Below are 21,645 nucleotides of genomic sequence, written 5' to 3'. Positions count from 1 at the left end.
CATGGTCAGGATTGCTCATGCCCACGCTCGCCAACGCTCTGCTCGACGCCCTCAAGGATCATGGCGCACGGGAGATTTTCGGCATCCCGGGCGATTTCGTTCTGCCGTTCTTCAAGGTGATCGAGGAAAGCGGCACGCTGCCCTATTTCACCCTGAGCCATGAGCCGGGGGTGGGGTTCGCCGCCGACGCCGCGGCGCGCTATCACGGCGGCCTCGGCGTCGCGGTGGTGACCTATGGGGCCGGCGCCTTCAATCTGGTGAATTCGATCGCGGGCGCATATGCGGAACGTTCGCCCGTGGTGGTGATCGCCGGCGCGCCGGGTGCGCGCGAACGCGCCAGCGGCTATCTGCTGCATCATCAGGTCCGCACCGTCGACACCCAGCTCGCGGTGTTCAAGGAATTCACCTGCGATCAGGCCGTGCTGAACGATCCCGCCACTGCGCCGGCCGAGATCGCCCGGGTGCTGCGCAGTGCGCAAGAACTGTCGCTGCCGGTCTATATCGAATTTCCCCGCGACATGGTCGACGCCAGGGTCGAACCGGTCGTCCGGCTGCCGCGCCGCGCCGCCGATCCGGGCGCGTTGGCCGAATGCGCCGAGGAAATCCTGATGCGGATCGCCAAGGCGTCGTCGCCGGTGCTGGTGGTCGACGTCGAAATCCGTCGCTACGGCATCGAGGAGCAGGTCGCCGCGTTAGCGCGCAAGCTCGGTCTGCCGGTGGTCACGACCTTCATGGGACGCGGATTGCTGGGAGCGTCGGACGATGTCGTGGTCGGAACCTATCTGGGCGCCGCCGGCGATCCGGCGGTGACGCGGCTGGTTGAGGACGCCGATCTCGTTCTGATGTTTGGTGTGATCCTGTGCGACACCAATTTCGCGCTGTCGACCAACGCGCCGGATCCGCGCCGCACCATTCTGGCGGCGGGCCGCGAAGTCCAGGTCGGCCATCACGTCTATCGCGATCTGCCGCTGGCCGATCTGCTGGCCGGCATCGAGGCCAGTGCCACGCAGCATCCGCCGCGACCGCGCAAGGCCGGGCAGGGCATGGCCTATCCGCGCGGCCTGCCGGCCGACGATCGGCCGATCGCGCCGTCGGACATCGCCGCGGCGATCAACGATCTGTTCGACCGCCACGGCAAGATGCCGATGACCGCCGACATCGGTGATTGCCTGTTCACCGCGATGGAGATCGACAACACCGCGCTGGCCGCGCCCGGCTACTACGCCGGGATGGGGTTCGGGGTGCCGGCCGGCTTCGGCGTCGCCGCGACCGGCTTGCGGCCGCTGGTGCTGGTCGGCGACGGTGCGTTCCAGATGACCGGCTGGGAGCTCGGCAATTGCCGGCGCTACGGGCTCGATCCGATCGTGGTGCTGTTCAACAATTGCAGCTGGGAAATGCTGCGGGTGTTCCAGCCGGAATCGAAGTTCAACGATCTCGACGACTGGCACTTCGCCGACATCGCGAAATCGATCGGCGGCTTCGGCCAGCGGGTGACAACGCGGCATGAGCTTGCCACGGCGCTCGACGCCGCCGTGGCGCGGCGCGGACAATTCTCGCTGATCGAGGTGATGCTGCCGCGCGGCGTCACCTCCGACACGCTGGCCCGCTTCGTCACCGGCTTCAAGGCCGCGCGCGAGCGGATGTCGGGATGATTAGTTCGCGGCTCGGCGCGCTGGCCTTGGTCGGATGACGATTTCCTGACATTGCCGGACAGCGGCCGGTCAGCGGGTCTGGCGCAGATTGCCGTCATCGATGCGATTGTCCGCATCAGGCAATTGGAGGCCAAGACGATGTCCATGATCCTGAGCAACAGCGTCTCACCCGCGTTCGCGCATGCACGGAACAGCCCGTTCGCGGGCGGCCTCGGCGGTCCCGAGTCGCGTTCGTCGGCGGCAAGCACTGCGGGCTACGCCTTCGAAACCGCGCTGTGCGTGATCGAGAGCCAATCGCCGCTGCTGCGGCCGACGCCCGACCGGTCGATCAGCGACCCACCCGCCGGGATCGCGGAGCGTCACACACAGGCATTGTCGTCACGCATCCTGCAGCTGACCAGGCTGCTCGACCACATCGACGAAACTCTCGATGCCGACGAAACGCGCGTGCTGTTGGACACCGCCGCGCGGGTGACCAGCGAGCTGATCGCTGTGTTCGGGCCAAGTGCCGACGGGCGCGCCATCGATTCCACGGTGAGCCGTGTCGACCGCAGCATGGCGGCAGACACATTGGCCCGGGCCAGACAATTGGCGCAACGGATCCGCAGCGCCACGCAGGTTTTGCCGCCTGTTCGCGTCGCGGCTTGACGGTCGGCGGCAAGGCGATGTCTGCCGAGGGCCATCCGGGCAGCAGGCAGACCGGTCAGCAAGCTGTCAGCTCGGCTGCGCCAAGACCGGCGGATCGCCGGGCCGCATGGGTCATTCGGGCGAAAGCGGCTCACGCCTGTCAGTCGCAACTGTTGACGCATCGTTGATACAACGATCGGCCTATGATCGCGGATACCGTTGTGCGATGGAGACGAGATGACCGAGAGCTTGATGCGCCGATCCCTGATCGTGATTGCCTTGTGCGGCCTGGCCGCCGGGCTCGGCGCGCGCTTCGGGTTCGGGCGCGACGATCTGGCGAGCCTGATCTGGCTCGCCGGCACCGTGCCGGTGGTGTTGGCGCTGGCGATCTCGATCGTGCGCGATTTCCTCGCCGGCCGGTTCGGCGTCGATGCGGTGGCGCTGTTGTCGATGACGGCGGCGCTGGGATTCGGCGAGAATCTGGCCGCTTCGGTGGTCGCGGTGATGTATGCCGGCGGCAACGTGCTGGAGGATTTCGCGGTGTCGCGCGCGCAACGCGACCTACGCGCGCTGGCCGACCGCGCACCGCGCACCGCGCATTTGCGACGCGGCGACGCGGTGGTGGATGTCGAGATCGAAGCGGTGGCGATCGACGATGTGTTGCTGGTGCGCTCAGGCGAAGTGGTTCCGGTCGACGGCGGCGTGCGATCGGCCGCCGCGACGCTGGATGAATCGGCGCTGACCGGCGAGCCGATCCCGGTGCTGCGCGAGCGCGGCGAACTGGTGCGCAGCGGCACCGTCAATGCCGGCGACAGTTTCGAGATGACCGCCTCGGCCACCGCCGGCGAAAGTACTTACGCCGGCATCGTTCGGCTGGTCGAGGCAGCGCAGGCCGGCAAGTCGCCGTTCATCCGCGTCGCCGATCGCTTCGCGCTGCTGCTGCTGCCGGTCACCGTCGCGATGGCCGGCGCCGCCTGGTGGCTGTCAGGCGACAGCATTCGCGCGCTCGCCGTGCTGGTAGCGGCGACGCCGTGCCCGCTGATCCTCGCCGCGCCGGTGGCCTTCGTCGCCGGCATCGCGCAGGCGGCAAGGCGCGGAATCCTGATCAAGGGCGGCGGATCGCTGGAAGCGCTGGCGCGCGCCCGTACCGTAATGTTCGACAAGACCGGGACGCTGACGGTCGGCGGCGCGCGGCTGGTGGCGATCGAGACCGCGCCGGAGCAGGGCGCCGACGAGGTGCTGCGGCTGGCCGCCTCATTGGAGCAGGCGTCGCAGCATGTGGTGGCGGATTCGATCGTCGCGGCGGCGAGGGGTCGTGGCCTGCAGCTCGAACTGCCGCAGCAGGTGCGGGAAACCCATGGCTCGGGCTTGGAGGGACTGATCGGCGGCGTTAGCGTGCGGATCGGGTCGCAGGATCTGGCCTTCGGCCACGCGCGCCCTGCCGATTGGGCGGTGCGGGCGCTGCGCCGGGCGTCGTGGCGGTCGGCGCTGTGCGTGTTCGTCGCGGTCGACGACCGCGTCGTCGGGGCGCTGCTGCTGGCCGACGAATTGCGCCGCGAAACGCCGCGCGCTGTGCAGGCGTTGCGCGCCGCCGGGATCTTTCGCATCGTGATGGTGACCGGGGATCGGGCGGAATCGGCCGAAACCATCGCCGCCGCGCTCGACCTCGACGAGGTGTTGTCGGAGCGCGCGCCGGCCGAAAAGCTCGAGGCGGTGGCGATCGAGCAGCGGCTGCACCCGACCCTGATGGTCGGCGACGGCATCAACGACGCGCCGGCGCTGGCCGCCGCCGAAGTCGGCATCGCGATGGGCGCGCGCGGCGCCACCGCATCATCGGAGGCCGCCGACGTGGTGATCCTGGTCGACCGGCTCGACCGGGTGTCCGACGCCGTGGTGATCGCGCGGCGCGCCTACCGCATCGCGCTGCAAAGCATCGGCGTCGGCATGGCGCTGTCGGCCGTCGCCATGGTCGCGGCGGCGTTCGGCTATCTGACGCCAGTGGCCGGCGCGCTGACCCAGGAGGCGATCGACGTCGCGGTGATCCTGAACGCGCTGCGCGCGCTCGGACCGGGACGCCGCGCCGGCGCCCGCGGGCTGTCGTCGAGCGCCGCCGGTACGCTGCATGAGCAGCATAGGGCACTGGAGCGGCCGCTCGACCGGCTGCGGGAAATCACCGACGAGCTCGACGACGCCGATCCGACCGCGGCCGTGGTGCTGATCGCCGAGGCCAGCAGCGTGGTCGACGCTAGTATCGTCGAGCACGAGCGCGACGACGAAAGCGCGGTCTATCCCCGGATCACCAAGGTGTTGGGCCACGATCACGGCCTCATCGCGATGAGCCGGGCGCATCGCGAGATCATGCACCTGGCCCGGCTGCTGTCGCGGCTGAGCGCGGGGCTCACCACCGAGACCATCGACCGCTACGCGATCCGCGACGCCCAGCGCGTGGTGGAATCGATCGAGGCGCTGGTCCGGATGCACAATGCCCAGGAGGAGGACATCTATGAGCAGGCGGCGCGCGGCTAGCGCCGCCGCGACGATACGGGTGATATTGCCGCCGATTCTGCGTAACATGCGTCCGAATCCGATGGCAGGCCGGGGAAACCATGACCGAGACATTCGCCACCCACGAGGTGTTCAACCAGTCGCCGCCGTTCGAGGACGTCGATCTGTTCGGGCTCGACCGGCCGCTGGTGGACGCGGTGGCGATGAACCAGGGTAACGGCGCCCATGCCGATCTGTCGGCGTTTGGGCATCACTGGGGATCGGCCCAGATGGCGGCGCGCGGCCGGCTCGCCAACGAGAACACGCCGAAGCTGAAGACCTTCGACGCACGCGGCCAGCGCCGCGACGAGGTCGAGTTTCATCCGGCCTATCACGAGCTGATGAGCGAGAGCGTCCACGCTGGCATTCACAATTCGACCTGGGACGCGCAAGGCGCCCCCGCCGGCGCCGCATCCGAAGTGATCCGCGCGGCGAAGTTCTACATGGCGGCGCAGGTCGAGACCGGGCATCTGTGCCCGATCACCATGACCCGCGCCGCGGTGGCGGCGCTGGCGGCGCAGCCGGATCTGCTCGCCCGCGTGATGCCGGTGCTGGGCTCGCGGCGCTACGATCACGGCTTCATGCCGTGGCCGGAAAAGCGCGGCATGACGATCGGCATGGGCATGACCGAGAAGCAGGGCGGCACCGACGTGCGCTCCAACGCCACAAGCGCGATCCGCGACGGCGACGCCTATCGGATCGTCGGCCACAAATGGTTCATGTCGGCGCCGATGTGCGACGCCTTCCTGGTGCTGGCGCAGGCCGACGACGGGTTGAGCTGTTTCTTCATGCCGCGGTTCCGGCCGGATGGCTCGGTCAACGCGCTGCAGTTCCAGCGGCTGAAGGACAAGCTCGGCAACCGCTCCAACGCCTCCTCCGAAGTCGAGTTCACCGGCGCCTATGCGGAACGGGTCGGCGAGGAGGGCCGCGGCATCCGCACCATCATCCAGATGGTGCAGCTGACGCGGCAGGACTGCGCCATCGCCTCCGCCGGACTAATGCGCTCGGGGCTGGCGCATGCGCTGCATCACGCGCGGCATCGCAGCGTGTTCCAGAAGCATCTCGTCGACCAGCCGCTGATGCAGACCGTGCTGGCCGACATGGCGCTGCAGGTCGAAGCCTCGGTGGCGCTGGTGATGCGGCTGTGCCGCGCCTTCGACGAGGCGCCGAGCGATGCCAACGAGGCCGCCTATATGCGGCTGCTGACGCCTGCGGTGAAATACTGGGTGTGCAAGACCGCGCCGGGATTCCTCTACGAGGCGATGGAGTGTCTCGGCGGCAATGGCTATGTCGAGGACGGCATTCTGGCGCGACACTACCGGGAGGCGCCGGTCAACGCGATCTGGGAAGGCTCCGGCAATGTGATGTGCCTCGATGTGCTGCGCGCGCTGTCGCGCGAGAGCGACGCGGCGATGAGTGTGTTGCAGGAGCTGATGATGGACACCGCCGGCCTGACCGGCGCCGCCGAGGCCGCCGGCCTGATCGCCCGCACCTTGCTGCGCCCGGACAGCGAGCGCTCGGCGCGGCTCGCGGTCGAGCTGTTGGCCAAGCTCGCCGCCGCCGCCGCGCTCAACGCGGTGCATCCCGGCCACGCCGAACTGTTCGCGGCGTCGCGGCTGAAGCCGGAACTGGGCAGCATGTACGGCGCCGCCGATCTCAGCGCCGAGCAGGGGCGCGAACTGCTGGCGCGCGCACTGCCGGAATTCTAGGAACCCACAGTCAAAATCTGTCGGCACTTGATTTGCGTTAGCAGGTTCGCCACGTCGTTCATTCGATCGACTAGTTTCGATCGCCTCGCTTCGCGGGTAGCTTCGAGCTTCAATTCGGTTCGGGAGCTGCGCCATGAAGGATGAGCGTCAACCGTCAAACGCGTCGGCGCCGTCGCGCGCCGTCGTCATCGGCAGCGGCTTCGGCGGGTTGGCGGCGGCGGTGCGGTTGCGCGCCCGCGGCTACGACGTCACTGTGCTGGAGCGGCTCGATCGGGCCGGCGGTCGTGGCCGTTCCTTCGTGCAGGACGGCTTCACCTTCGATTCCGGGCCGACGATCGTCACCGCGCCGTTCCTGTTTGAGGAGCTTTGGCAGCTCTGCGGCCGCAGATTTTCGGACGACATCGACCTGCGCGCGCTCGATCCCTATTATCGCATCGTGTTCGACGACGGCGGCCATTTCGACGCCTTTGCCGACGATGCGGCGATGCAGCGGGAGGTCGCGCGAATCGCGCCGGACGATCTCGAGGGCTACGACCGCTTCATGCAGCACAGCGAGCGGCTGTTCCGGATCGGCTTCGAGAAATTCGGGCACGTTCCGATCGACTCGCTCGGACAGATGGTGAGCATGGTGCCTGATCTGGTTCGCGCCCGCGCGGATCGCAGTGTGCACGCGGTGGTCTCCGACTATGTGAAGCACCCGTATCTGCGCTTCGCGCTGAGCTATCATCCGCTGTTCATCGGCGGCAACCCGTTTCGGGCGTCGTCGATCTATTGCATGATCTCGTATTTCGAGCGGCATTGGGGCGTGCACTACGCGATGGGCGGGATGGGCGCGTTGGTGAACGGCCTGGTCGGCCTGATCGAAGGCCAGGGCAGTACCATTCGCACCAATGCCGAGGTGGCGGAGGTCACCGTCGCCAACGGCCGCGCCACCGGCGTCAGGCTGGCCTCCGGTGAAGTGATCGCCGCTGATATCGTGGTGTCCAACGCCGACACCGCCACGACCTACCAGAAGCTGCTCGCCGGGGCGCCGCGCAAACGCTGGACCGATAGCAAGCTCGATCGTGCCAGCTATTCGATGAGCTGTTTCGTCTGGTATTTCGGGACGAAACGACAATATCCGGATGTGCCGCATCATACGATTCTGGTCGGGGAGCGATATCGCGAGCACATCGCCGACATTTTCGATCGCAAGGTCCTGGCCGAGGATTTCAGCCTGTATCTGTATCGCCCGACCGCGACCGATCCGAGCCTCGCGCCGGACGGCTGCGACAGCTTCTATGCGTTGTCGCCGGTGCCACATCTGGACAGCGGGGTGGATTGGTCGACCCGCGCCGAACCCTATCGGGCGGCGATCGAAAGGCAGCTGTCGCAGACGCTGTTGCCGGGATTGGCGGACGAAATCGCCACGTCTCGCCTGTTCACGCCGCGGGATTTCCAGGATGTGCTGCTGTCGCGCAAGGGCGCCGCGTTCGGAATCGAGCCAGTGCTGACGCAGAGCGCCTGGTTCCGGCCGCACAACAAGAGCGAAGATATCGACGGTCTTTATCTGGTCGGCGCCGGCACCCACCCCGGGGCCGGTGTTCCGACGGTGCTGTCGTCGGCCCGCGTCCTCGATGTCGTGGTCCCGGATCCGATGTCCACGGCGGCGCGGGTGGCGGTGTGATCCGCGCCTAGTCCTGCACCGTCTCGCCGTCGGAAAAATACCAGCGGCCGCGGTGCTTGCGGAATTGCGAGCGCTCGTGGTGGCGCTGCTCGGCGACGCCGTCGCGGCGAAACCGGGCGATGAATTCCACCGTGCCCTTGCTGCCGCGTTCGGAATGGCTCAGCACCTCGAGCCCAGTGAAGGTCGAACGGCTCATCCAGTCTCGATTGGTGTCGTGGTCGAACAGGTCGCGGCGCTCCGGATCGGTGGTCTCGTAGATGTAGTCGAAATTGTTCAGCGCAAAGGCGGTGTAGCGCGAGCGCATCAGGGCTAGCGGCGAGGCCGCCGGCCGGATTCCGGCCAGCAGTGGGCCGCAGCATTGGTCATAGTCGAGGCCGGAACAGCACAGGCATTGCATCGCAGTCGCTCCTCCGGTCACCCCGCCAGCGCGATGAACAGCGGCATGGTGAACACCGCTAGCATCGTCTGGAGCGTCAGAATTTGCGCCAGCAGCGGCGCGTCGCCGCCCATTTGGCGCGCCAGGATATAGCCGTTCGAGGCGCTCGGCACCGCGGCGCAGCAGGCGACCACCGCGAGGTCGGGACCTGACAGGCCGAACGCCGCGCCGAACCCGGTCGCGATCAACGGCATCAGCAGCAGCTTGAGCCCCACGGTCAGTCCCGCCGCGGCGCGGGGCCGAAGCAATCCTTCGAGATGCAATCCGGCGCCGACCAGCAGCAGGCCGAGCGCCAGCGAACAGCGGCCGAGCGCATCGGCGAAATCGTGCAGCGGGCGCGGGATCGGCAACTGCACGAGGTTGATCGCGAGCCCGATGGCACAGGCCCAGATCAGCGGGTTGCGGGCGATGGTGAGCAGGATCGTCGGCCACGACAGTCGCCGCGGCGCGGCGTAATGCGCCAGCACCCAGACCGCCAGCACGTTGAGCAGCGGGATCATCGCCACCATCGCCACCGACGCCAGCGTGATGCCGCGATCGCCCCACAGATTGCCGGCGACAGACAGCGCCACATAGGTCTGCCAGCGGGTGGCGCCCTGAAACACCGAGGAGAACGCCGGCCCGTCGACATCGAGGCCGCGCGCCAGCCACGACCGCAGCGCCAGGCACAGCGCCGACATCGTAATCACCGCCAGCAGCAGCGCGCCGCCGACTCCGGCAATCGGCGCCGAGGCCAGATTGGCGCGCGACAGCGTGTCGATCAGCAGTGCGGGAAACAGCACATAGTAGACCAACTGCTCCAGGCCAGTCCACATCATGTCCTGTTTCAGCAGCACGCGGCGCAGCACGAAGCCGAGGATGATCAGCAGGAACACCGGAACCAGAGCGCCGAACACCGTCAGCATGATTCAGGATATCTCCGGCCGGTTCAGCACCGCGAGCCGGTCGAGCGCGCCCTGCAGGATGAAGATCGCGGCGTGCTCGTCGATGATCTTGGCGCGCTTGGCGCGGCTGACGTCGTTGGCGATCAGCTCGCGCTCCACCGCCGAGGTCGACAGCCGCTCGTCCCACAGCCCGATCGGCAGCTCGGTCAGCCGGGCGAAATTGCGGGCGAAGGCGCGGGTCGACTGCGCCCGCGGCCCCTCGCTGCCGTCCATGTTGATCGGCAGGCCGAGCACGAAGCCGCAGACGCCGCGCTGGCCGGCCAGCGCCAGCAGCCGCGCGGCGTCAGCCTTGAACGCGGTGCGGGCGACGGTTTCGACGCCGGTGGCGAGCCTTCGGTCGGGGTCCGACACCGCGACGCCGATGGTCTTGGTGCCGAGATCGAGGCCGATCAGCGCACCGCGCGCGGGCCATAGCGCGGCGGCTTCAATCAATGGCAGGATGGGGGCGGGCATCGCCCCGCTTAACACGCCAATCGCCGTTCTGAAATCATCCATTCCACCCACACGATGAGACCCGCGATGGATCCCCTCAGCCTGTTCGGATTGTTCGCGGTCAGCGCGATGCTGCTGTGTTACGCGCTGGAGCATCGCAGCCATTGGTTCATCCTGGCGTTCGCCGGCGCCTGCGCGTTGGGGTCGATCTACGGATTCTTGCAGGGCGCCTGGCCGTTCGGGCTGGTCGAGGCGATCTGGGCCGGGGTGGCGCTGCGGCGCTGGATGCTGACGTCGCGCGCGCTGCGGCCGGATCGCGGATAGCCGCGCGACGCCCCGGCGTGCTATGGCGATAACGGCCGGCAGCGCCGCCGGTCGCCCCTCCCATCATCGTAAGAGCAGACCATGTGGCCGGACCGCCGACTCCTCGACCTGATCGATATCGAATTTCCGATTCTGCTGGCGCCGATGGCCGGAGTGATGGATGCGGAGCTGGCGATCGCGGCTGCCGAGGGCGGGGCGCTGGCCTCGCTGCCTTGCGCGATGCTGTCGGCCGACAAGGCGCGCGAGCAGGTCGGGATCTTTCGCCAGCGCGTCACCGCGCCGATCAATCTGAATTTCTTCTGCCACCAGCCGGTCGACGCCGATCCGGCGCGCGAGGCCGGCTGGCGCCGGCGGCTCGGCGCCTATTACCAGGAACTCGGGCTCGATCCGGACGCGCCCAACACCGCCGCCAACCGCGCGCCGTTCGATGAAGCGATGTGCGTGCTGGTCGAGGAGCTGAAGCCCGCGGTGGTGAGCTTCCATTTCGGCCTGCCGGCGCCGGCCTTGATGCAACGCGTGAAGGCGGCCGGATGCATCGTGATGGCATCGGCGACGATCGTGCGCGAGGCGATCTGGCTCGAGGAGCACGGCGTCGATGCGATCATCGCTCAAGGCGCCGAGGCCGGCGGCCATCGCGGCATGTTCCTGACCGACAACATCGCGCAGCAGCCCGGGCTGTTCGCGCTGCTGCCGCAGGTGGTGGACGCGGTGCGGGTGCCGGTGATCGCGGCCGGCGGCATCGCCGACGGGCGCGGCATCGCCGCGGCCTTCGCGCTCGGCGCCGCCGGAGTGCAGATCGGCACCACTTTTCTGCGCTGCCCCGAGTCCAAGGTGATCGCGCCGGCCCGCGTCGCGCTGGCGCAGGCATGCGACGATTCCACCGTGATCACCAATGTGATGACCGGCCGCCCGGCGCGCGGCGTCGCCAACCGGGTGATGCGTGAAGTCGGGCCGTTGTCGGCGGACGCGCCGGCGTTTCCGCATGCCGCCACCGCGCTGGGCCCGCTGAAAGTCGCCGCCGAGAAGCTCGGCAAGGTCGATTTCACCAATCTGTGGGCCGGGCAGGCGGTGCGGCTCGGCCGCGACCTGCCGGCGGCGGAACTGACCCGGGCGCTGGCCGGGTCGGCGCTGGCGCGGATGAGCCGGCTGGCGGGGTGAGGCGTGGCGTTGCCGGACTCGCTCAGTCCCAACTAAAACCCGCGTCCTTCATGTAGATATTGCTGACGCTCTTGCACCAATCGATGCTGAAATCCTCGGCGCCGTAATCCACCCAGCGGACGCGGAATGGCACCACGCAGTTGCCCGCGTTGCTTTTCCAATCCATCCGCACCGACGAGCCGGCCGGAATCTGGCTATCCAGCCAGTTCTCGCTCCAGACGCCATCCTGGAGGGTATAGAAACCGCTGATTGTCCAGCCCGTGGAGCGATTGTGCAGCTTGAATGCATAGTCGCTCGCCATGGCCGTTGTCCCCGACAGCGCCAGACCTGCGAGCAGTATCGCAGCAACGATTCGACCCATTGTTCTCGTCCTCCCCGATTGACGTAATGCTCGGATAATCCGACCGACCGCTGCGGTATAATTGAGTTGGGTTCCATCGGCCAGATGTCGCGACGCCGGCGAGGGAGAATTGCCTGGCCGTCGCGGCGGCACGCGCGGTTGCGGCGGCAAAGCCCGGTCTGCTATACGGCGGGTTCAATCACACGAGGCCAAACATCATGTCGGTCGATGCCACCACTGTCCGCCGGATCGCGCATCTCGCCCGGATCGCGGTGACCGATGCCGAGGTGCCGCATCTGCAGGGCGAGCTCAACGCGATGTTGGCCTTCGTCGAGCAGCTCTCGGAAGTGAATGTCGACGGCGTCGAGCCGATGACCTCGGTGACGCCGATGCAGATGAAGAAGCGGGGCGACGTGGTCGATGACGGCGAGATCGCCGACGCTGTGGTCGCCAATGCGCCGGCGACCGAGGATCATTTCTATCTGGTGCCGAAGGTCGTCGAATAGGACGGACAAACTCATGTGCCTGCTGTGCGACGACGAGAAGGCCTATCAGGCCTACATGAATTACCTCGACGCGATGGAGCGGCAGGGCAAGGCCGCCGATCCCGACAAGGCGATGGACGCCGTGCTGGATCAGCTCCAGGCCGCCGACAAGGCGCGCGCCGAAGCGCCCGAAAACGACAAGACGCTGTCGCCGTTCTTCTGCAGCCCTGTCAACAAATAGTCCCCTGACGATCGCGGAAACCTTTGGTGGTCGCGATGCGGATTGACAGTGTCGCGCCCATTGAATAGGCCGCGTTGGCGCTCATCGTTGCCTGTTCACATGCTCGTCATGCCTGTCTGAACACAACCTCACCGACGCCGGGGATGCGACTCTGTCGATGTGCCCCGGCCCAATTCGATCCAGTGGTGTCCCGCATGCGTGCCCAGAAACCGTCGCCACCTCTGCTCGATCGGCGGCTGTTGCCGAATTTCTGGGATTTCGTCGCGCTGGTGCTGATCGTCGGGGCGCTGGTGCTGGTGGTTTATGGAGGCGAACAGATCAATGTTCCGCTGTCGGCGCTCGACAGTCCGCCTGTCTCGCTCGATCCGGCCAATCTGCCCGAATATGCGCTCCGCACCACGCTCCGGATGCTGACGGCGATCGTCTGCTCGCTGGTGTTTACCTTCCTGTACGCGGCCCTCGCGGCCAAGAGCCGGCGCGCCGAGATGGTGCTGATCCCGCTGCTCGACATCCTGCAGTCGGTGCCGATCCTCGGATTCCTGACCTTCACCGTCGTGTTCTTCATGAACCTGTTCCCCGGCCGCGTGCTCGGGGCCGAGCTCGCCTGCGTGTTCGCGATCTTCACCAGCCAGGCCTGGAACATGACCTTCAGCATGTACCAGTCGATGCGCAACGTGCCGAAGGATCTGGAGGAGGCGTCGCAGAGCTTTCATCTCAGCGGCTGGCAGCGGTTCTGGCGGCTCGACGTGCCGTTCGCGATGCCCGGCCTGATCTGGAATACGATGATGTCGATGTCGGGCGGCTGGTTCTTCGTGGTGGCTTCGGAAGCCATCACCGTCGGCAACGCCACCGTCACGCTGCCCGGAATCGGCTCCTATGTCGCGCTCGGCATCCAGCAACAGAATCTGCAGGCGATCGGCTACGCCATTCTGGCGATGCTGTTTGTGATCATCGTCTACGACCAGTTGCTGTTTCGGCCGATTGTCGCGTGGGCGGATAAATTCCGCTTCGAACAGACCGCCTCCGGCACCGAACCGTCCTCTTGGGTGCTCGATCTGTTTCGTCGCACCAGGGCCCTGCGTGCATTGTCGGTGCCGTTCGCCGCCGCCAGCCGGTCGATCTCGAATCTGCAGATCGCGTTGCCCTTTCGGTTGCGTAAGTCGGCCGCGCGCAAGCCGTCGCGCGCCATCGATGCGCTTTGGCTGGTGCTGATTGTCGCCGGCTGCGGCTACGCGAGCTGGAAGGTCTATCAATATCTGTCGGCGACCCTGGGCGTGACCGACGTGCTGGGAGCCGTCGGGCTCGGCCTGATCACGCTGGCGCGGGTCGCCGTGCTGATCGTACTGGCGAGCTTGATCTGGGTGCCGATCGGGGTCTGGATCGGGCTGCGACCGAAGCTCGCCGAACGCGCTCAGCCCGTTGCGCAGTTTCTCGCCGCTTTCCCGGCCAATCTCGCCTTTCCGGTGTTCGTGGTGGTGATCGTCCGCTTCGGCCTCAACGCGGATATCTGGCTCAGCCCGCTGATGATTCTGGGAACGCAATGGTACATCTTGTTCAACGTCATCGCCGGCGCCAGCGCATTCCCGACCGATCTTCGCGAGGCCGCCAGCAGCTTTCACCTGACGGGCTGGCGGTGGTGGACCAAGGCGATCCTGCCGGGCATTTTTCCGTACTATATCACCGGTGCCATCACGGCCTCCGGTGGTTCGTGGAATGCGTCGATCGTTGCGGAAGTCGCGAGTTGGGGCGATACCCAACTCACCGCCACCGGTCTTGGCGCCTACATCGCCACCGCAACGACTGCCGGCGACTTTCCCCGGGTCGTACTCGGCATCGCCGTCATGTGCATTCTGGTCACGCTGTTCAACCGCCTGCTGTGGCGGCCGCTCTATGCCTTCGGCGAGCGCCGTCTCCGGCTCGGCTGATGAGGAATCAAGCCATGCTCGATCAAGTGAATCAAGCCAGCCTGCTCGAGATCCGCAGCCTCTGCCGCTCGTTTCCGAAAGGCAGCGGCGAGGACCTGGTGGTGCTCGAAAACGTCGATCTCACCCTGCGCGCGGGCGAGATTGTCGGGCTGCTCGGGCGGTCCGGGTCGGGCAAGTCGACATTGCTGCGGATCATCGGCGGACTGATCTCGCCGTCCTCCGGCAACGCGCAATGTCGCGGCGAGCCGATCGACGGTCCGCCGGACGGCGTCTCCATGGTGTTTCAGTCGTTCGCGCTGTTTCCCTGGCTGACGGTTCTGCAGAATGTCGAACTCGGCCTGGAAGCGCTCGGGATCGAGAGTTCGGAGCGCCGCACCCGTGCGCTGGCTGCGATCGACCTGATCGGCCTCGACGGCTACGAGTCGGCCTATCCGAAGGAATTGTCCGGCGGCATGCGCCAGCGCGTCGGATTCGCGCGCGCGCTGGTGGTGCATCCCGATCTGCTGTTGATGGACGAGCCGTTCTCGGCGCTTGACGTGCTGACCGCCGAGACATTGCGAACCGACCTGATCGATCTCTGGATCGAAGGTCGACTGCCCATCAAGTCGGTGCTGATGGTGACCCACAACATCGAGGAGGCCGTATTGATGTGCGACCGCATTCTGGTGTTCTCCTCCAATCCCGGCCGCGTCGCCGCCGAGATCAAGGTCGATTTGGCGCATCCGCGCAACCGCGTCGATCCGACCTTCCGTCAGTTGGTCGACAGTATTTATGCCCGGATGACGCAGCGCGCCGAGCCGAAGACCGCCGCGGTGGAGGGATTGCCCAGCACCGGCGTCGGCATGGTGCTGAACCACGTTTCGTCGAACCTGCTGTCCGGCCTGATCGAGACACTGGCGGGCGCACCCTATCATGGGCGGGCCGACTTGCCGGTGCTGGCCGGCAGCCTGCAACTCGAGGCCGACGATCTGTTCCATCTCGCCGAGACGCTGCAATTGCTGCGGTTCGCGCAAGTGAGCGAGGGCGACATCGTGCTGGCCGACGCGGGCAAGCGGTTCGCCGATCTCGACACCGACGCGCGCAAGAAGCTGTTCGCCGAGCACCTCGTCAATTACGTGCCGGTGATCGGGCTGATCCGCCGGGTGCTCGACGAGCGGCCGTCGCACACCGCGCCGGCGGCGCGGTTTCGCAACGAACTCGAAGACTACATGTCGGAGGACTATGCCGACGAAACGCTGAAGACGATCGTGTCATGGGGCCGCTATGCCGAGCTGTTCGCCTATGACGAGCAATCCGAGTTGTTCAGCCTGGAAAATCCCCATTGATGCGCAGGGTGTTGCCGGGCGACGTGCTTGGCAATCTCAGCCGTTTGGCGCCTTCTTCAGCTTGCGGACGCGGCGCAGATCGGCGTTGATCTGCGACTGCCAGCCGGCGCCGAGTGCGCGGTAGGAGTCGAGCACGTCGGCGTCCAGCCGCAGCGTCACCGAGCATTTCGGTTTGTCGCCGAGCGGCGGCCGGCCGCGGCGGATCACCTTGTCGCCGTCGCTTAATTCGCCGTACCGGAAAAAATCGTCGAGCAGTTCCGGCGCGTCATCGGGATCATTCGTCAGGGGTTTGCCGAATAATTTCGGTCCAGCGGGCTTCTTCCTTGGCATGGCAGTACCTCATTGAAATGATGTGGCGTGCGTCGCCGCGCCAGGTCCAGACCGTCACCACCAGTCGTCCATCGACCTGGCCGGCGGTGATGTAGCGTACCTCGCCGTAGTCGAAGCGATCATCGATTGTCGTCACTTTGCGACCGGCGAATAGCCGGGGCGCGTCGACCGAGAAATCGAGGCCCCGATGCTGCAGGGTCCAGATCCGTTTGGCCGGGTCGAACGTAACCTTCGTCATATTTGTAACTACATAAATAGGCCGCGTCAATGATTTTGTAGGGACGTAATAGGGAAGGCCGCAATTGCTTCATTTTCTGCCCTCGCTATGCTAGCCCGCAGGCCATCACGATGCCCGCGCCTTTTTTTGGGCATTCATTCGACAAATCAATATGGCTGTACCGTCCTAATGACCGATCTCACTTCGCTGACGCTCGCCGAGGCCCGGGACGGCCTCGTGCAGAAGACCTTCACTGCTCTGGAACTGACCGACGCCCATCTGGCGGCGATCGAAGCCGCCCGCGTGCTCAACGCCTTCGTGCTGGAAACGCCAGAGCAGGCGCGCGGCATGGCGCGTGCGGCCGATGCGAAACTCGCCAGCGGCGAGGGCGGTCCGCTCGCAGGTCTGCCGCTTGGCATCAAGGACCTGTTCGCCACCAAAGGCGTGCGCACCACGGCATGTTCGAAGATCCTCGACGATTTCACGCCGCCCTATGAGTCGACGGTGTCCGCGCAGCTGTGGCGCGACGGCGCGGTGATGCTCGGCAAATTGAACAACGACGAATTCGCGATGGGCTCGTCGAACGAGACCTCGTGTTTCGGGCCGGTGGTCAATCCGTGGCGGCGCGACGGCTCGGACGCCAAACTGGTCCCCGGCGGCTCGTCGGGCGGCTCGGCATCGGCCGTGGCTGCGGGACTCTGCCTCGGCGCTACCGCGACCGACACCGGCGGTTCGATCCGGCAGCCGGCGGCGTTCACCGGCACGGTCGGGATCAAGCCGACCTATGGCCGCTGCTCGCGCTGGGGCATCGTCGCCTTCGCGTCGTCGCTCGATCAGGCCGGCCCGATCGCCCGCACGGTGCGCGACAGCGCGATCCTGCTGCGCTCGATGGCCGGCCACGATCCGAAGGACACCACCTCGGTGGATCGTCCGGTGCCGGACTATGAGGCGGCGATCGGCCGCTCGGTGAAGGGCATGAAGATCGGCATTCCGAAGGAGTACCGGCTCGACGGCATGCCGCCGGAAATCGAGAAGCTGTGGACCGACGGCGCCGACTGGCTGAAGGCCGCGGGCGCCGAACTGGTCGAGGTGTCGTTGCCGCACACCAAATACGCGCTGCCGGCCTATTACATCGTGGCGCCGGCGGAGGCCTCGTCGAACCTGGCGCGCTACGACGGCGTGCGCTACGGCGCGCGGGTCAATGGCCGCAACATCACCGAGATGTACGAAAACACCCGCGCCCAGGGGTTCGGCGCCGAAGTGCGTCGCCGCATCATGATCGGCACCTATGTCCTGTCGGCAGGTTACTACGATGCCTATTACCTGCGCGCGCAGAAGGTTCGCACGCTGATCAAGCGTGATTTCGAGGAATGCTTCGCCAAGGGCGTCTCGGCGATTCTGACGCCCGCGACGCCGTCGGCGGCGTTCGGAATCGGCGAGAAGGGCGGTGCCGATCCGGTCGAGATGTATCTCAACGACATCTTCACGGTGACGGTGAACATGGCGGGGCTACCCGGAATCGCGGTGCCCGGCGGCAAGGATGCGCAGGGTCTGCCGCTCGGGCTGCAGCTGATCGGCCGGCCATTCGACGAGGAGACGCTGTTCTCGCTCGGCGAGGTGATCGAGCAGACCGCCGGGCGGTTCTCGCCGGCGAAGTGGTGGGCGTAATTCTTGCTTTTCCGCGTACCTGTTTTCGTTGCGTTCGGGCGCGCGTTTCGCCATCATTTCCGCATGAGCAGGGGCCGCCATGAGCGCTGACGACGGAACGCCGTCCTCCCAACAGGTCGATCAGATTCTGGGATCGTCGAAGCTCGCCGTGGCGCTCGAGAACGACCGCTACAAGCATCTGCTGGATCACGTTCCTGTCGCGGTGGCGGTGTCGCGCGGTTCCGGGCTGGAACAACGGGTGGTCTACGCCAACAAGGCGTTCGAAACCCTGATGTCGCTGGCGGCGGCCGATGTCGAAGGCCAGGGCTGGAGCTTCCTCGACGGATTCCTGAACGAGGACGACCAGACCCAGACGCTGGGCACGGCGATCCGCGACGGCGAGGATTTCGTCGGCGTGTTCCGGCCCGCGGGGCCGGTCGACCGGCTGGTGATCGTGCAGGCGTATGCCTCGGTGATCGAAAGCGACGACGGCATCGAGAATTTCCGGATCGCCGCGCTGGTCGATGTCGGCGGCCGCGAGCGCGCCCAGATCGAGCAATTCGAGAGCCAGATCCGCGATCGCGACATGCTGATGCGCGAGCTGCAGCACCGGGTGAAGAACAATCTGCAGCTGATCACCGCGCTGGTGCGGATGGAGGCGCGCTCGGCCGCCGAGGGCGAGACGGTCGCGCTGGCTCGGCTGGCGAGCCGGATCGATGCCCTGACGGTGCTGTACCGGATCCTGTCGGCGGAGAACGCGCTGGCCGATATCGACCTCGGCCAGTATCTGTCCGACGTCGCCACCGCGGTGATGCAGGCCAATGCGACGCCGGATATCGAGATCGAGCTCGACGTCGGCTATTGCCCGATGTCGATCAATGTCGCGATGCCGGCGGGGCTGCTGGTCAACGAGATGCTGACCAACGCGTTGAAATACGCCTTCGTCGGCCGCAGCGGCGGCCGGCTGAAACTGATCTGCAAGCTGGACGGCGGCCGCGTCACCGTGATCGTGTCGGACGACGGCGTCGGCCTCGGCGAGGGGCAGGAATGGCCGTCGCCGCGCAAGCTCGGCGCCCTGATTCTGCAGACGCTGCAGGAAAACGCCCGCAACGTCGCGTTCAAGGCCGAGACCATCCGCGGCCAGGGCACCTGGTTCACGCTGGCGTTCGACGCGGTACAGCCGCCAGCGGCGAACTAGGGTACAGACTCATCAACAAGCAGCGCTTGAAGCCGACGCGCGCCCAGCGAGCGCGCGTCGTGCATCAGGCGCCTTTGATCAGGCTATGACGCCTTCTTGAAGGCATCGAGCGCCTTCTGGATAGCGCTGTCGAACGCAGAACGGCTTTCTTCAAGCGCGGATTTCATCACCGACCACGAATCCGCTCCAGCCTTCTGCTGCGCTTCCAGCCTCAACCGTGCGGCTTCCGCCTCGGTTTTCAACTGCACCATCGCCGCCTCGACGTCCTTTTTCTTGGCTTCGGCGAAGGCAACGGTCTTGCCGAGCAGGGCCTCGCTCGCTTGCTGCCAGGCCTCGCGCTGGGCGTCGGCGCGGGCCTTGAAAGTTGCGGTCTGCTGCTCGGCCTGCTGGACGACGTCGGACATATACCCCTGCACGGTGGCCTCGAAACTGGCCCAAGCCGGAGCCAGATCGGCCTTTGCGGCGGTCCATGCGGCTTCGCCTTCGTGTTGTTGCTTGCGGACGGCTTCCAGGAACGCATCGCGCTGCACGTTGATCTGCGCGATCGCTTGCTCGGCCTGCCGCTTGGCTTCGTCCTGCAGCGTGGCCGCGCGGGTTTCGATCGATGCCAACGTCGCCTCGATCTCGTCGATCCGTTCTTTTGCCCAGCTCGAGAATTGGTGCGAATAACCTTCGTTCGTCATGTCCATCTCCTTGCCTGCCCCGGGGAATATCTTGGTGCGGTCCGGGATTGCCTCGTTGAGGCATATCAAGCGCCCGAAACGAGACCGGGCTGTGACATAGGCCGGTCCCGCGGGGGTTTCGCCGCGCCATGCGGACCGGCCTGCCTTGCATTACCGTCAGGTTACCTGGAACATCGGGGTTTTCTCGGACCCGCCGGCGGAGTAAAAGCCGCACATGAACGCAACCGTCAAACCATCACAGCTGATCAAGGGCGCCACCGGCGACTGGGAAATCGTGATCGGGCTGGAAGTCCACGCCCAGGTCACCTCGAACTCGAAGCTGTTCTCCGGCGCCTCGACGGAATTCGGCGGCGAGCCGAACTCGCATGTCTCGCTGGTCGACGCGGCGATGCCCGGCATGCTGCCGGTGATCAACGAGGCCTGCATCCGCCAGGCGGTGCGCACCGGGCTCGGCCTCAAGGCGCAGATCAATCTGCGCTCGGTGTTCGACCGCAAGAATTATTTCTATCCGGACCTGCCGCAGGGCTACCAGATCAGCCAGTACAAGTCGCCGATCGTGGGCGAGGGCGAGGTGATCGTCGATCTGGACAGCGGCGACAGCATCACGGTCGGGATCGAACGGCTGCATCTGGAGCAGGACGCCGGCAAGTTGCTGCACGACCAGCACGCCACGATGTCGTTCGTCGACCTCAACCGCTCCGGCGTCGCCCTGATGGAGATCGTCTCCAAGCCGGACATGCGCACCTCCGAACAGGCCAAGGCCTATGTCGCCAAGCTGCGCAGCATCCTGCGCTATCTCGGCACCTGCGACGGCGACATGGAGAAGGGCAGCCTGCGCGCCGACGTCAACGTCTCGGTGCGCAAGCCCGGCGGGCCGCTCGGCACCCGCTGCGAGATCAAGAACGTCAATTCGATCCGCTTCATCGGCCAGGCGATCGAATACGAAGCGCGGCGCCAGATCGGCATTCTGGAAGACGGCGGTCCAATCGACCAGGAAACCCGGCTGTTCGACGCCGTGAAGGGCGAGACCCGCTCGATGCGCTCCAAGGAAGAGGCGCACGACTACCGCTATTTCCCCGATCCCGACCTGCTGCCGCTGGAATTCTCGCAAGCCTATGTCGACGCGCTCAAGGCCGAACTGCCGGAACTGCCGGACGCCAAGAAGGCGCGGTTCATCCGCGACTTCGCGCTGTCGCCCGACGACGCCGGCGTGCTGGTCAGCGAGCGCGAGAGCGCGGACTTCTACGAAGCGGTGCTCGGCAAGCTCGCCAACGCCGCCCGCGACGGCAAGCTTGCCGCCAACTGGGTGATCAACGAGTTGTTTGGCCGGCTCAACAAGGACGGCCATGGCATCGCCGCCTCGCCGGTCTCCGCCGCGCAGCTTGCCGCGATCGTCGACCTAATCGGCGACGCCACGATCTCCGGCAAGATCGCCAAGGACCTGTTCGAGATCGTCTGGCAGGAAGGCGGCGATCCCCGCGCACTGGTCGAGACGCGCGGCATGAAGCAGGTCACCGACCTCGGCGCGATCGAGAAGGTGGTCGACGACATCATCGCGGTCAATCCGGACAAGGCGGCCCAGGTGCGCGACAAGCCGGCAATGATCGGCTGGTTCGTCGGCCAGGTAATGAAGTCGTCCGGCGGCAAGGCCAACCCGCAAGCGGTCAACGACATCCTGAAGAGCAAGCTCGGGCTGTGATGGCGGTGCCTCCCGCGCTGCGGGAGGCGGTTCGCTCTTGGGAACCGCGGCGCATTGGCTTCA

21 protein-coding genes are annotated in these 21,645 nt (G+C 66.3%); 14 read left to right on the top strand and 7 right to left on the bottom strand.

The window, feature by feature from the left end:
* The first annotated feature begins 17 nt into the window (after nt 1-17).
* The 5 genes from ipdC (at nt 18) to HXX15_RS11260 (ending at nt 8,198) form a co-directional block, all read left to right on the top strand.
* Nucleotides 18-1,652, top strand: a complete 1,635-nt coding sequence (gene ipdC, locus HXX15_RS11280) for an indolepyruvate/phenylpyruvate decarboxylase (protein WP_296516092.1) — start codon at nt 18-20, stop codon at nt 1,650-1,652.
* 51 nt (nt 1,653-1,703) lie between these two features.
* Nucleotides 1,704-2,300 carry a hypothetical protein gene (locus HXX15_RS11275; RefSeq protein WP_296516089.1) on the top strand — a complete coding sequence of 199 codons (597 nt, stop codon included), beginning with the start codon at nt 1,704-1,706 and terminating at the stop codon, nt 2,298-2,300.
* 216 nt (nt 2,301-2,516) lie between these two features.
* Nucleotides 2,517-4,805 carry a heavy metal translocating P-type ATPase gene (locus HXX15_RS11270; RefSeq protein WP_296516087.1) on the top strand — a complete coding sequence of 763 codons (2,289 nt, stop codon included), beginning with the start codon at nt 2,517-2,519 and terminating at the stop codon, nt 4,803-4,805.
* Between the two features lie 80 nt (nt 4,806-4,885).
* Nucleotides 4,886-6,532 (top strand): isovaleryl-CoA dehydrogenase, encoded by a 1,647-nt coding sequence (locus HXX15_RS11265; RefSeq protein WP_296516084.1) that lies wholly within the window; start codon nt 4,886-4,888, stop codon nt 6,530-6,532.
* Nucleotides 6,533-6,665: 133 nt separating this feature from the next.
* Nucleotides 6,666-8,198, top strand: a complete 1,533-nt coding sequence (locus tag HXX15_RS11260) for a phytoene desaturase (protein WP_296516082.1) — start codon at nt 6,666-6,668, stop codon at nt 8,196-8,198.
* A gap of 7 nt (nt 8,199-8,205) precedes the next feature.
* Here HXX15_RS11260 and HXX15_RS11255 read toward each other — a convergent pair whose 3' ends face one another.
* From HXX15_RS11255 to ruvX, 3 genes are read right to left on the bottom strand one after another with little or no spacing between them, the layout of a single operon-like run.
* The gene (locus tag HXX15_RS11255) at nt 8,206-8,595 is read right to left on the bottom strand and encodes a YchJ family metal-binding protein (RefSeq protein WP_296516081.1); all 390 of its coding nucleotides are present in this window, start codon (nt 8,593-8,595) and stop codon (nt 8,206-8,208) included.
* 17 nt (nt 8,596-8,612) lie between these two features.
* On the bottom strand, nt 8,613-9,539 hold the full coding sequence (locus tag HXX15_RS11250) for an AEC family transporter (protein WP_296516079.1): 927 nt from the start codon (nt 9,537-9,539) through the stop codon (nt 8,613-8,615).
* Nucleotides 9,540-9,542: 3 nt separating this feature from the next.
* Complete coding sequence (gene ruvX, locus HXX15_RS11245) at nt 9,543-10,031, bottom strand: Holliday junction resolvase RuvX (protein ID WP_296516077.1); 489 nt, start codon at nt 10,029-10,031, stop codon at nt 9,543-9,545.
* A 66-nt stretch (nt 10,032-10,097) separates the two neighbouring features.
* On the opposite strand from ruvX, the gene HXX15_RS11240 reads away from it, so the two are divergent.
* Nucleotides 10,098-10,334 carry a hypothetical protein gene (locus HXX15_RS11240; protein ID WP_296516075.1) on the top strand — a complete coding sequence of 79 codons (237 nt, stop codon included), beginning with the start codon at nt 10,098-10,100 and terminating at the stop codon, nt 10,332-10,334.
* Nucleotides 10,335-10,415: 81 nt separating this feature from the next.
* On the top strand, nt 10,416-11,492 hold the full coding sequence (locus HXX15_RS11235) for a nitronate monooxygenase family protein (protein ID WP_296516072.1): 1,077 nt from the start codon (nt 10,416-10,418) through the stop codon (nt 11,490-11,492).
* A 22-nt stretch (nt 11,493-11,514) separates the two neighbouring features.
* Here the strand turns inward: HXX15_RS11235 and HXX15_RS11230 are convergent, their stop codons facing one another.
* Complete coding sequence (locus HXX15_RS11230) at nt 11,515-11,853, bottom strand: hypothetical protein (RefSeq protein WP_296516070.1); 339 nt, start codon at nt 11,851-11,853, stop codon at nt 11,515-11,517.
* Nucleotides 11,854-12,050: 197 nt separating this feature from the next.
* Between HXX15_RS11230 and gatC the strand changes: the two genes are divergently transcribed.
* From gatC to HXX15_RS11210, 4 genes are all read left to right on the top strand, one after another.
* Entirely contained in the window at nt 12,051-12,338 is a 288-nt protein-coding gene (gene gatC / locus HXX15_RS11225) for an Asp-tRNA(Asn)/Glu-tRNA(Gln) amidotransferase subunit GatC (RefSeq protein ID WP_296516068.1), read from the top strand.
* Between the two features lie 13 nt (nt 12,339-12,351).
* The gene (locus tag HXX15_RS11220; RefSeq protein ID WP_296516066.1) at nt 12,352-12,558 is read left to right on the top strand and encodes a hypothetical protein; all 207 of its coding nucleotides are present in this window, start codon (nt 12,352-12,354) and stop codon (nt 12,556-12,558) included.
* Between the two features lie 194 nt (nt 12,559-12,752).
* Complete coding sequence (locus HXX15_RS11215) at nt 12,753-14,483, top strand: ABC transporter permease subunit (protein WP_296516065.1); 1,731 nt, start codon at nt 12,753-12,755, stop codon at nt 14,481-14,483.
* A 14-nt stretch (nt 14,484-14,497) separates the two neighbouring features.
* Nucleotides 14,498-15,808: a nitrate/sulfonate/bicarbonate ABC transporter ATP-binding protein gene (locus HXX15_RS11210; protein ID WP_296516063.1), complete on the top strand. Its 1,311-nt coding sequence runs from the start codon at nt 14,498-14,500 to the stop codon at nt 15,806-15,808.
* Between the two features lie 36 nt (nt 15,809-15,844).
* On the opposite strand, the gene HXX15_RS11205 is transcribed toward HXX15_RS11210, so the two are convergent.
* Together HXX15_RS11205 and HXX15_RS11200 are read right to left on the bottom strand one after the other, a co-directional pair.
* Nucleotides 15,845-16,138, bottom strand: coding sequence for a BrnA antitoxin family protein (locus tag HXX15_RS11205; protein WP_296516061.1), 294 nt, complete (start codon nt 16,136-16,138; stop codon nt 15,845-15,847).
* Nucleotides 16,083-16,376: a BrnT family toxin gene (locus tag HXX15_RS11200; protein ID WP_296516059.1), complete on the bottom strand. Its 294-nt coding sequence runs from the start codon at nt 16,374-16,376 to the stop codon at nt 16,083-16,085. Before HXX15_RS11200 ends, HXX15_RS11205 begins: the two co-directional genes overlap by 56 nt.
* A gap of 168 nt (nt 16,377-16,544) precedes the next feature.
* Here HXX15_RS11200 and gatA point away from each other — a divergent pair, with 168 nt between their 5' ends.
* Together gatA and HXX15_RS11190 are read left to right on the top strand one after the other, a co-directional pair.
* On the top strand, nt 16,545-18,023 hold the full coding sequence (gene gatA, locus HXX15_RS11195) for an Asp-tRNA(Asn)/Glu-tRNA(Gln) amidotransferase subunit GatA (RefSeq protein WP_296516057.1): 1,479 nt from the start codon (nt 16,545-16,547) through the stop codon (nt 18,021-18,023).
* A 79-nt stretch (nt 18,024-18,102) separates the two neighbouring features.
* Complete coding sequence (locus tag HXX15_RS11190) at nt 18,103-19,200, top strand: histidine kinase dimerization/phosphoacceptor domain -containing protein (RefSeq protein WP_296516055.1); 1,098 nt, start codon at nt 18,103-18,105, stop codon at nt 19,198-19,200.
* Between the two features lie 83 nt (nt 19,201-19,283).
* Here HXX15_RS11190 and HXX15_RS11185 read toward each other — a convergent pair whose 3' ends face one another.
* Complete coding sequence (locus HXX15_RS11185) at nt 19,284-19,883, bottom strand: hypothetical protein (protein ID WP_296516053.1); 600 nt, start codon at nt 19,881-19,883, stop codon at nt 19,284-19,286.
* A 214-nt stretch (nt 19,884-20,097) separates the two neighbouring features.
* On the opposite strand from HXX15_RS11185, the gene gatB reads away from it, so the two are divergent.
* Nucleotides 20,098-21,582, top strand: a complete 1,485-nt coding sequence (gene gatB / locus HXX15_RS11180; RefSeq protein ID WP_296516050.1) for an Asp-tRNA(Asn)/Glu-tRNA(Gln) amidotransferase subunit GatB — start codon at nt 20,098-20,100, stop codon at nt 21,580-21,582.
* Nucleotides 21,583-21,645 lie beyond the last annotated feature (63 nt).

Source organism: Rhodopseudomonas sp. (assembly GCF_013377015.1).
Lineage (GTDB): Bacteria > Pseudomonadota > Alphaproteobacteria > Rhizobiales > Xanthobacteraceae > JARJEH01.
This window is presented reverse-complemented; position numbering and strand designations above follow the sequence as displayed.

Bases quoted from the DNA above. Each gene is read 5' to 3' on its own strand.
- gatB (WP_296516050.1), top strand. From the start codon at position 20,098: ATGAACGCAACCGTCAAACCATCACAGCTGATCAAGGGCGCCACCGGC.
- HXX15_RS11240 (WP_296516075.1), top strand. From the start codon at position 10,098: ATGGATCCCCTCAGCCTGTTCGGATTGTTCGCGGTCAGCGCGATGCTG.
- gatA (WP_296516057.1), top strand. From the start codon at position 16,545: ATGACCGATCTCACTTCGCTGACGCTCGCCGAGGCCCGGGACGGCCTC.
- HXX15_RS11210 (WP_296516063.1), top strand. From the start codon at position 14,498: ATGCTCGATCAAGTGAATCAAGCCAGCCTGCTCGAGATCCGCAGCCTC.
- ruvX (WP_296516077.1), bottom strand. From the start codon at position 10,031: ATGCCCGCCCCCATCCTGCCATTGATTGAAGCCGCCGCGCTATGGCCC.
- HXX15_RS11205 (WP_296516061.1), bottom strand. From the start codon at position 16,138: ATGCCAAGGAAGAAGCCCGCTGGACCGAAATTATTCGGCAAACCCCTG.
- HXX15_RS11230 (WP_296516070.1), bottom strand. From the start codon at position 11,853: ATGGGTCGAATCGTTGCTGCGATACTGCTCGCAGGTCTGGCGCTGTCG.
- HXX15_RS11220 (WP_296516066.1), top strand. From the start codon at position 12,352: ATGTGCCTGCTGTGCGACGACGAGAAGGCCTATCAGGCCTACATGAAT.
- HXX15_RS11260 (WP_296516082.1), top strand. From the start codon at position 6,666: ATGAAGGATGAGCGTCAACCGTCAAACGCGTCGGCGCCGTCGCGCGCC.
- HXX15_RS11235 (WP_296516072.1), top strand. From the start codon at position 10,416: ATGTGGCCGGACCGCCGACTCCTCGACCTGATCGATATCGAATTTCCG.
- HXX15_RS11270 (WP_296516087.1), top strand. From the start codon at position 2,517: ATGACCGAGAGCTTGATGCGCCGATCCCTGATCGTGATTGCCTTGTGC.
- HXX15_RS11215 (WP_296516065.1), top strand. From the start codon at position 12,753: ATGCGTGCCCAGAAACCGTCGCCACCTCTGCTCGATCGGCGGCTGTTG.
- gatC (WP_296516068.1), top strand. From the start codon at position 12,051: ATGTCGGTCGATGCCACCACTGTCCGCCGGATCGCGCATCTCGCCCGG.
- HXX15_RS11190 (WP_296516055.1), top strand. From the start codon at position 18,103: ATGAGCGCTGACGACGGAACGCCGTCCTCCCAACAGGTCGATCAGATT.
- HXX15_RS11250 (WP_296516079.1), bottom strand. From the start codon at position 9,539: ATGCTGACGGTGTTCGGCGCTCTGGTTCCGGTGTTCCTGCTGATCATC.
- HXX15_RS11185 (WP_296516053.1), bottom strand. From the start codon at position 19,883: ATGACGAACGAAGGTTATTCGCACCAATTCTCGAGCTGGGCAAAAGAA.
- ipdC (WP_296516092.1), top strand. From the start codon at position 18: ATGCCCACGCTCGCCAACGCTCTGCTCGACGCCCTCAAGGATCATGGC.
- HXX15_RS11255 (WP_296516081.1), bottom strand. From the start codon at position 8,595: ATGCAATGCCTGTGCTGTTCCGGCCTCGACTATGACCAATGCTGCGGC.
- HXX15_RS11265 (WP_296516084.1), top strand. From the start codon at position 4,886: ATGACCGAGACATTCGCCACCCACGAGGTGTTCAACCAGTCGCCGCCG.
- HXX15_RS11200 (WP_296516059.1), bottom strand. From the start codon at position 16,376: ATGACGAAGGTTACGTTCGACCCGGCCAAACGGATCTGGACCCTGCAG.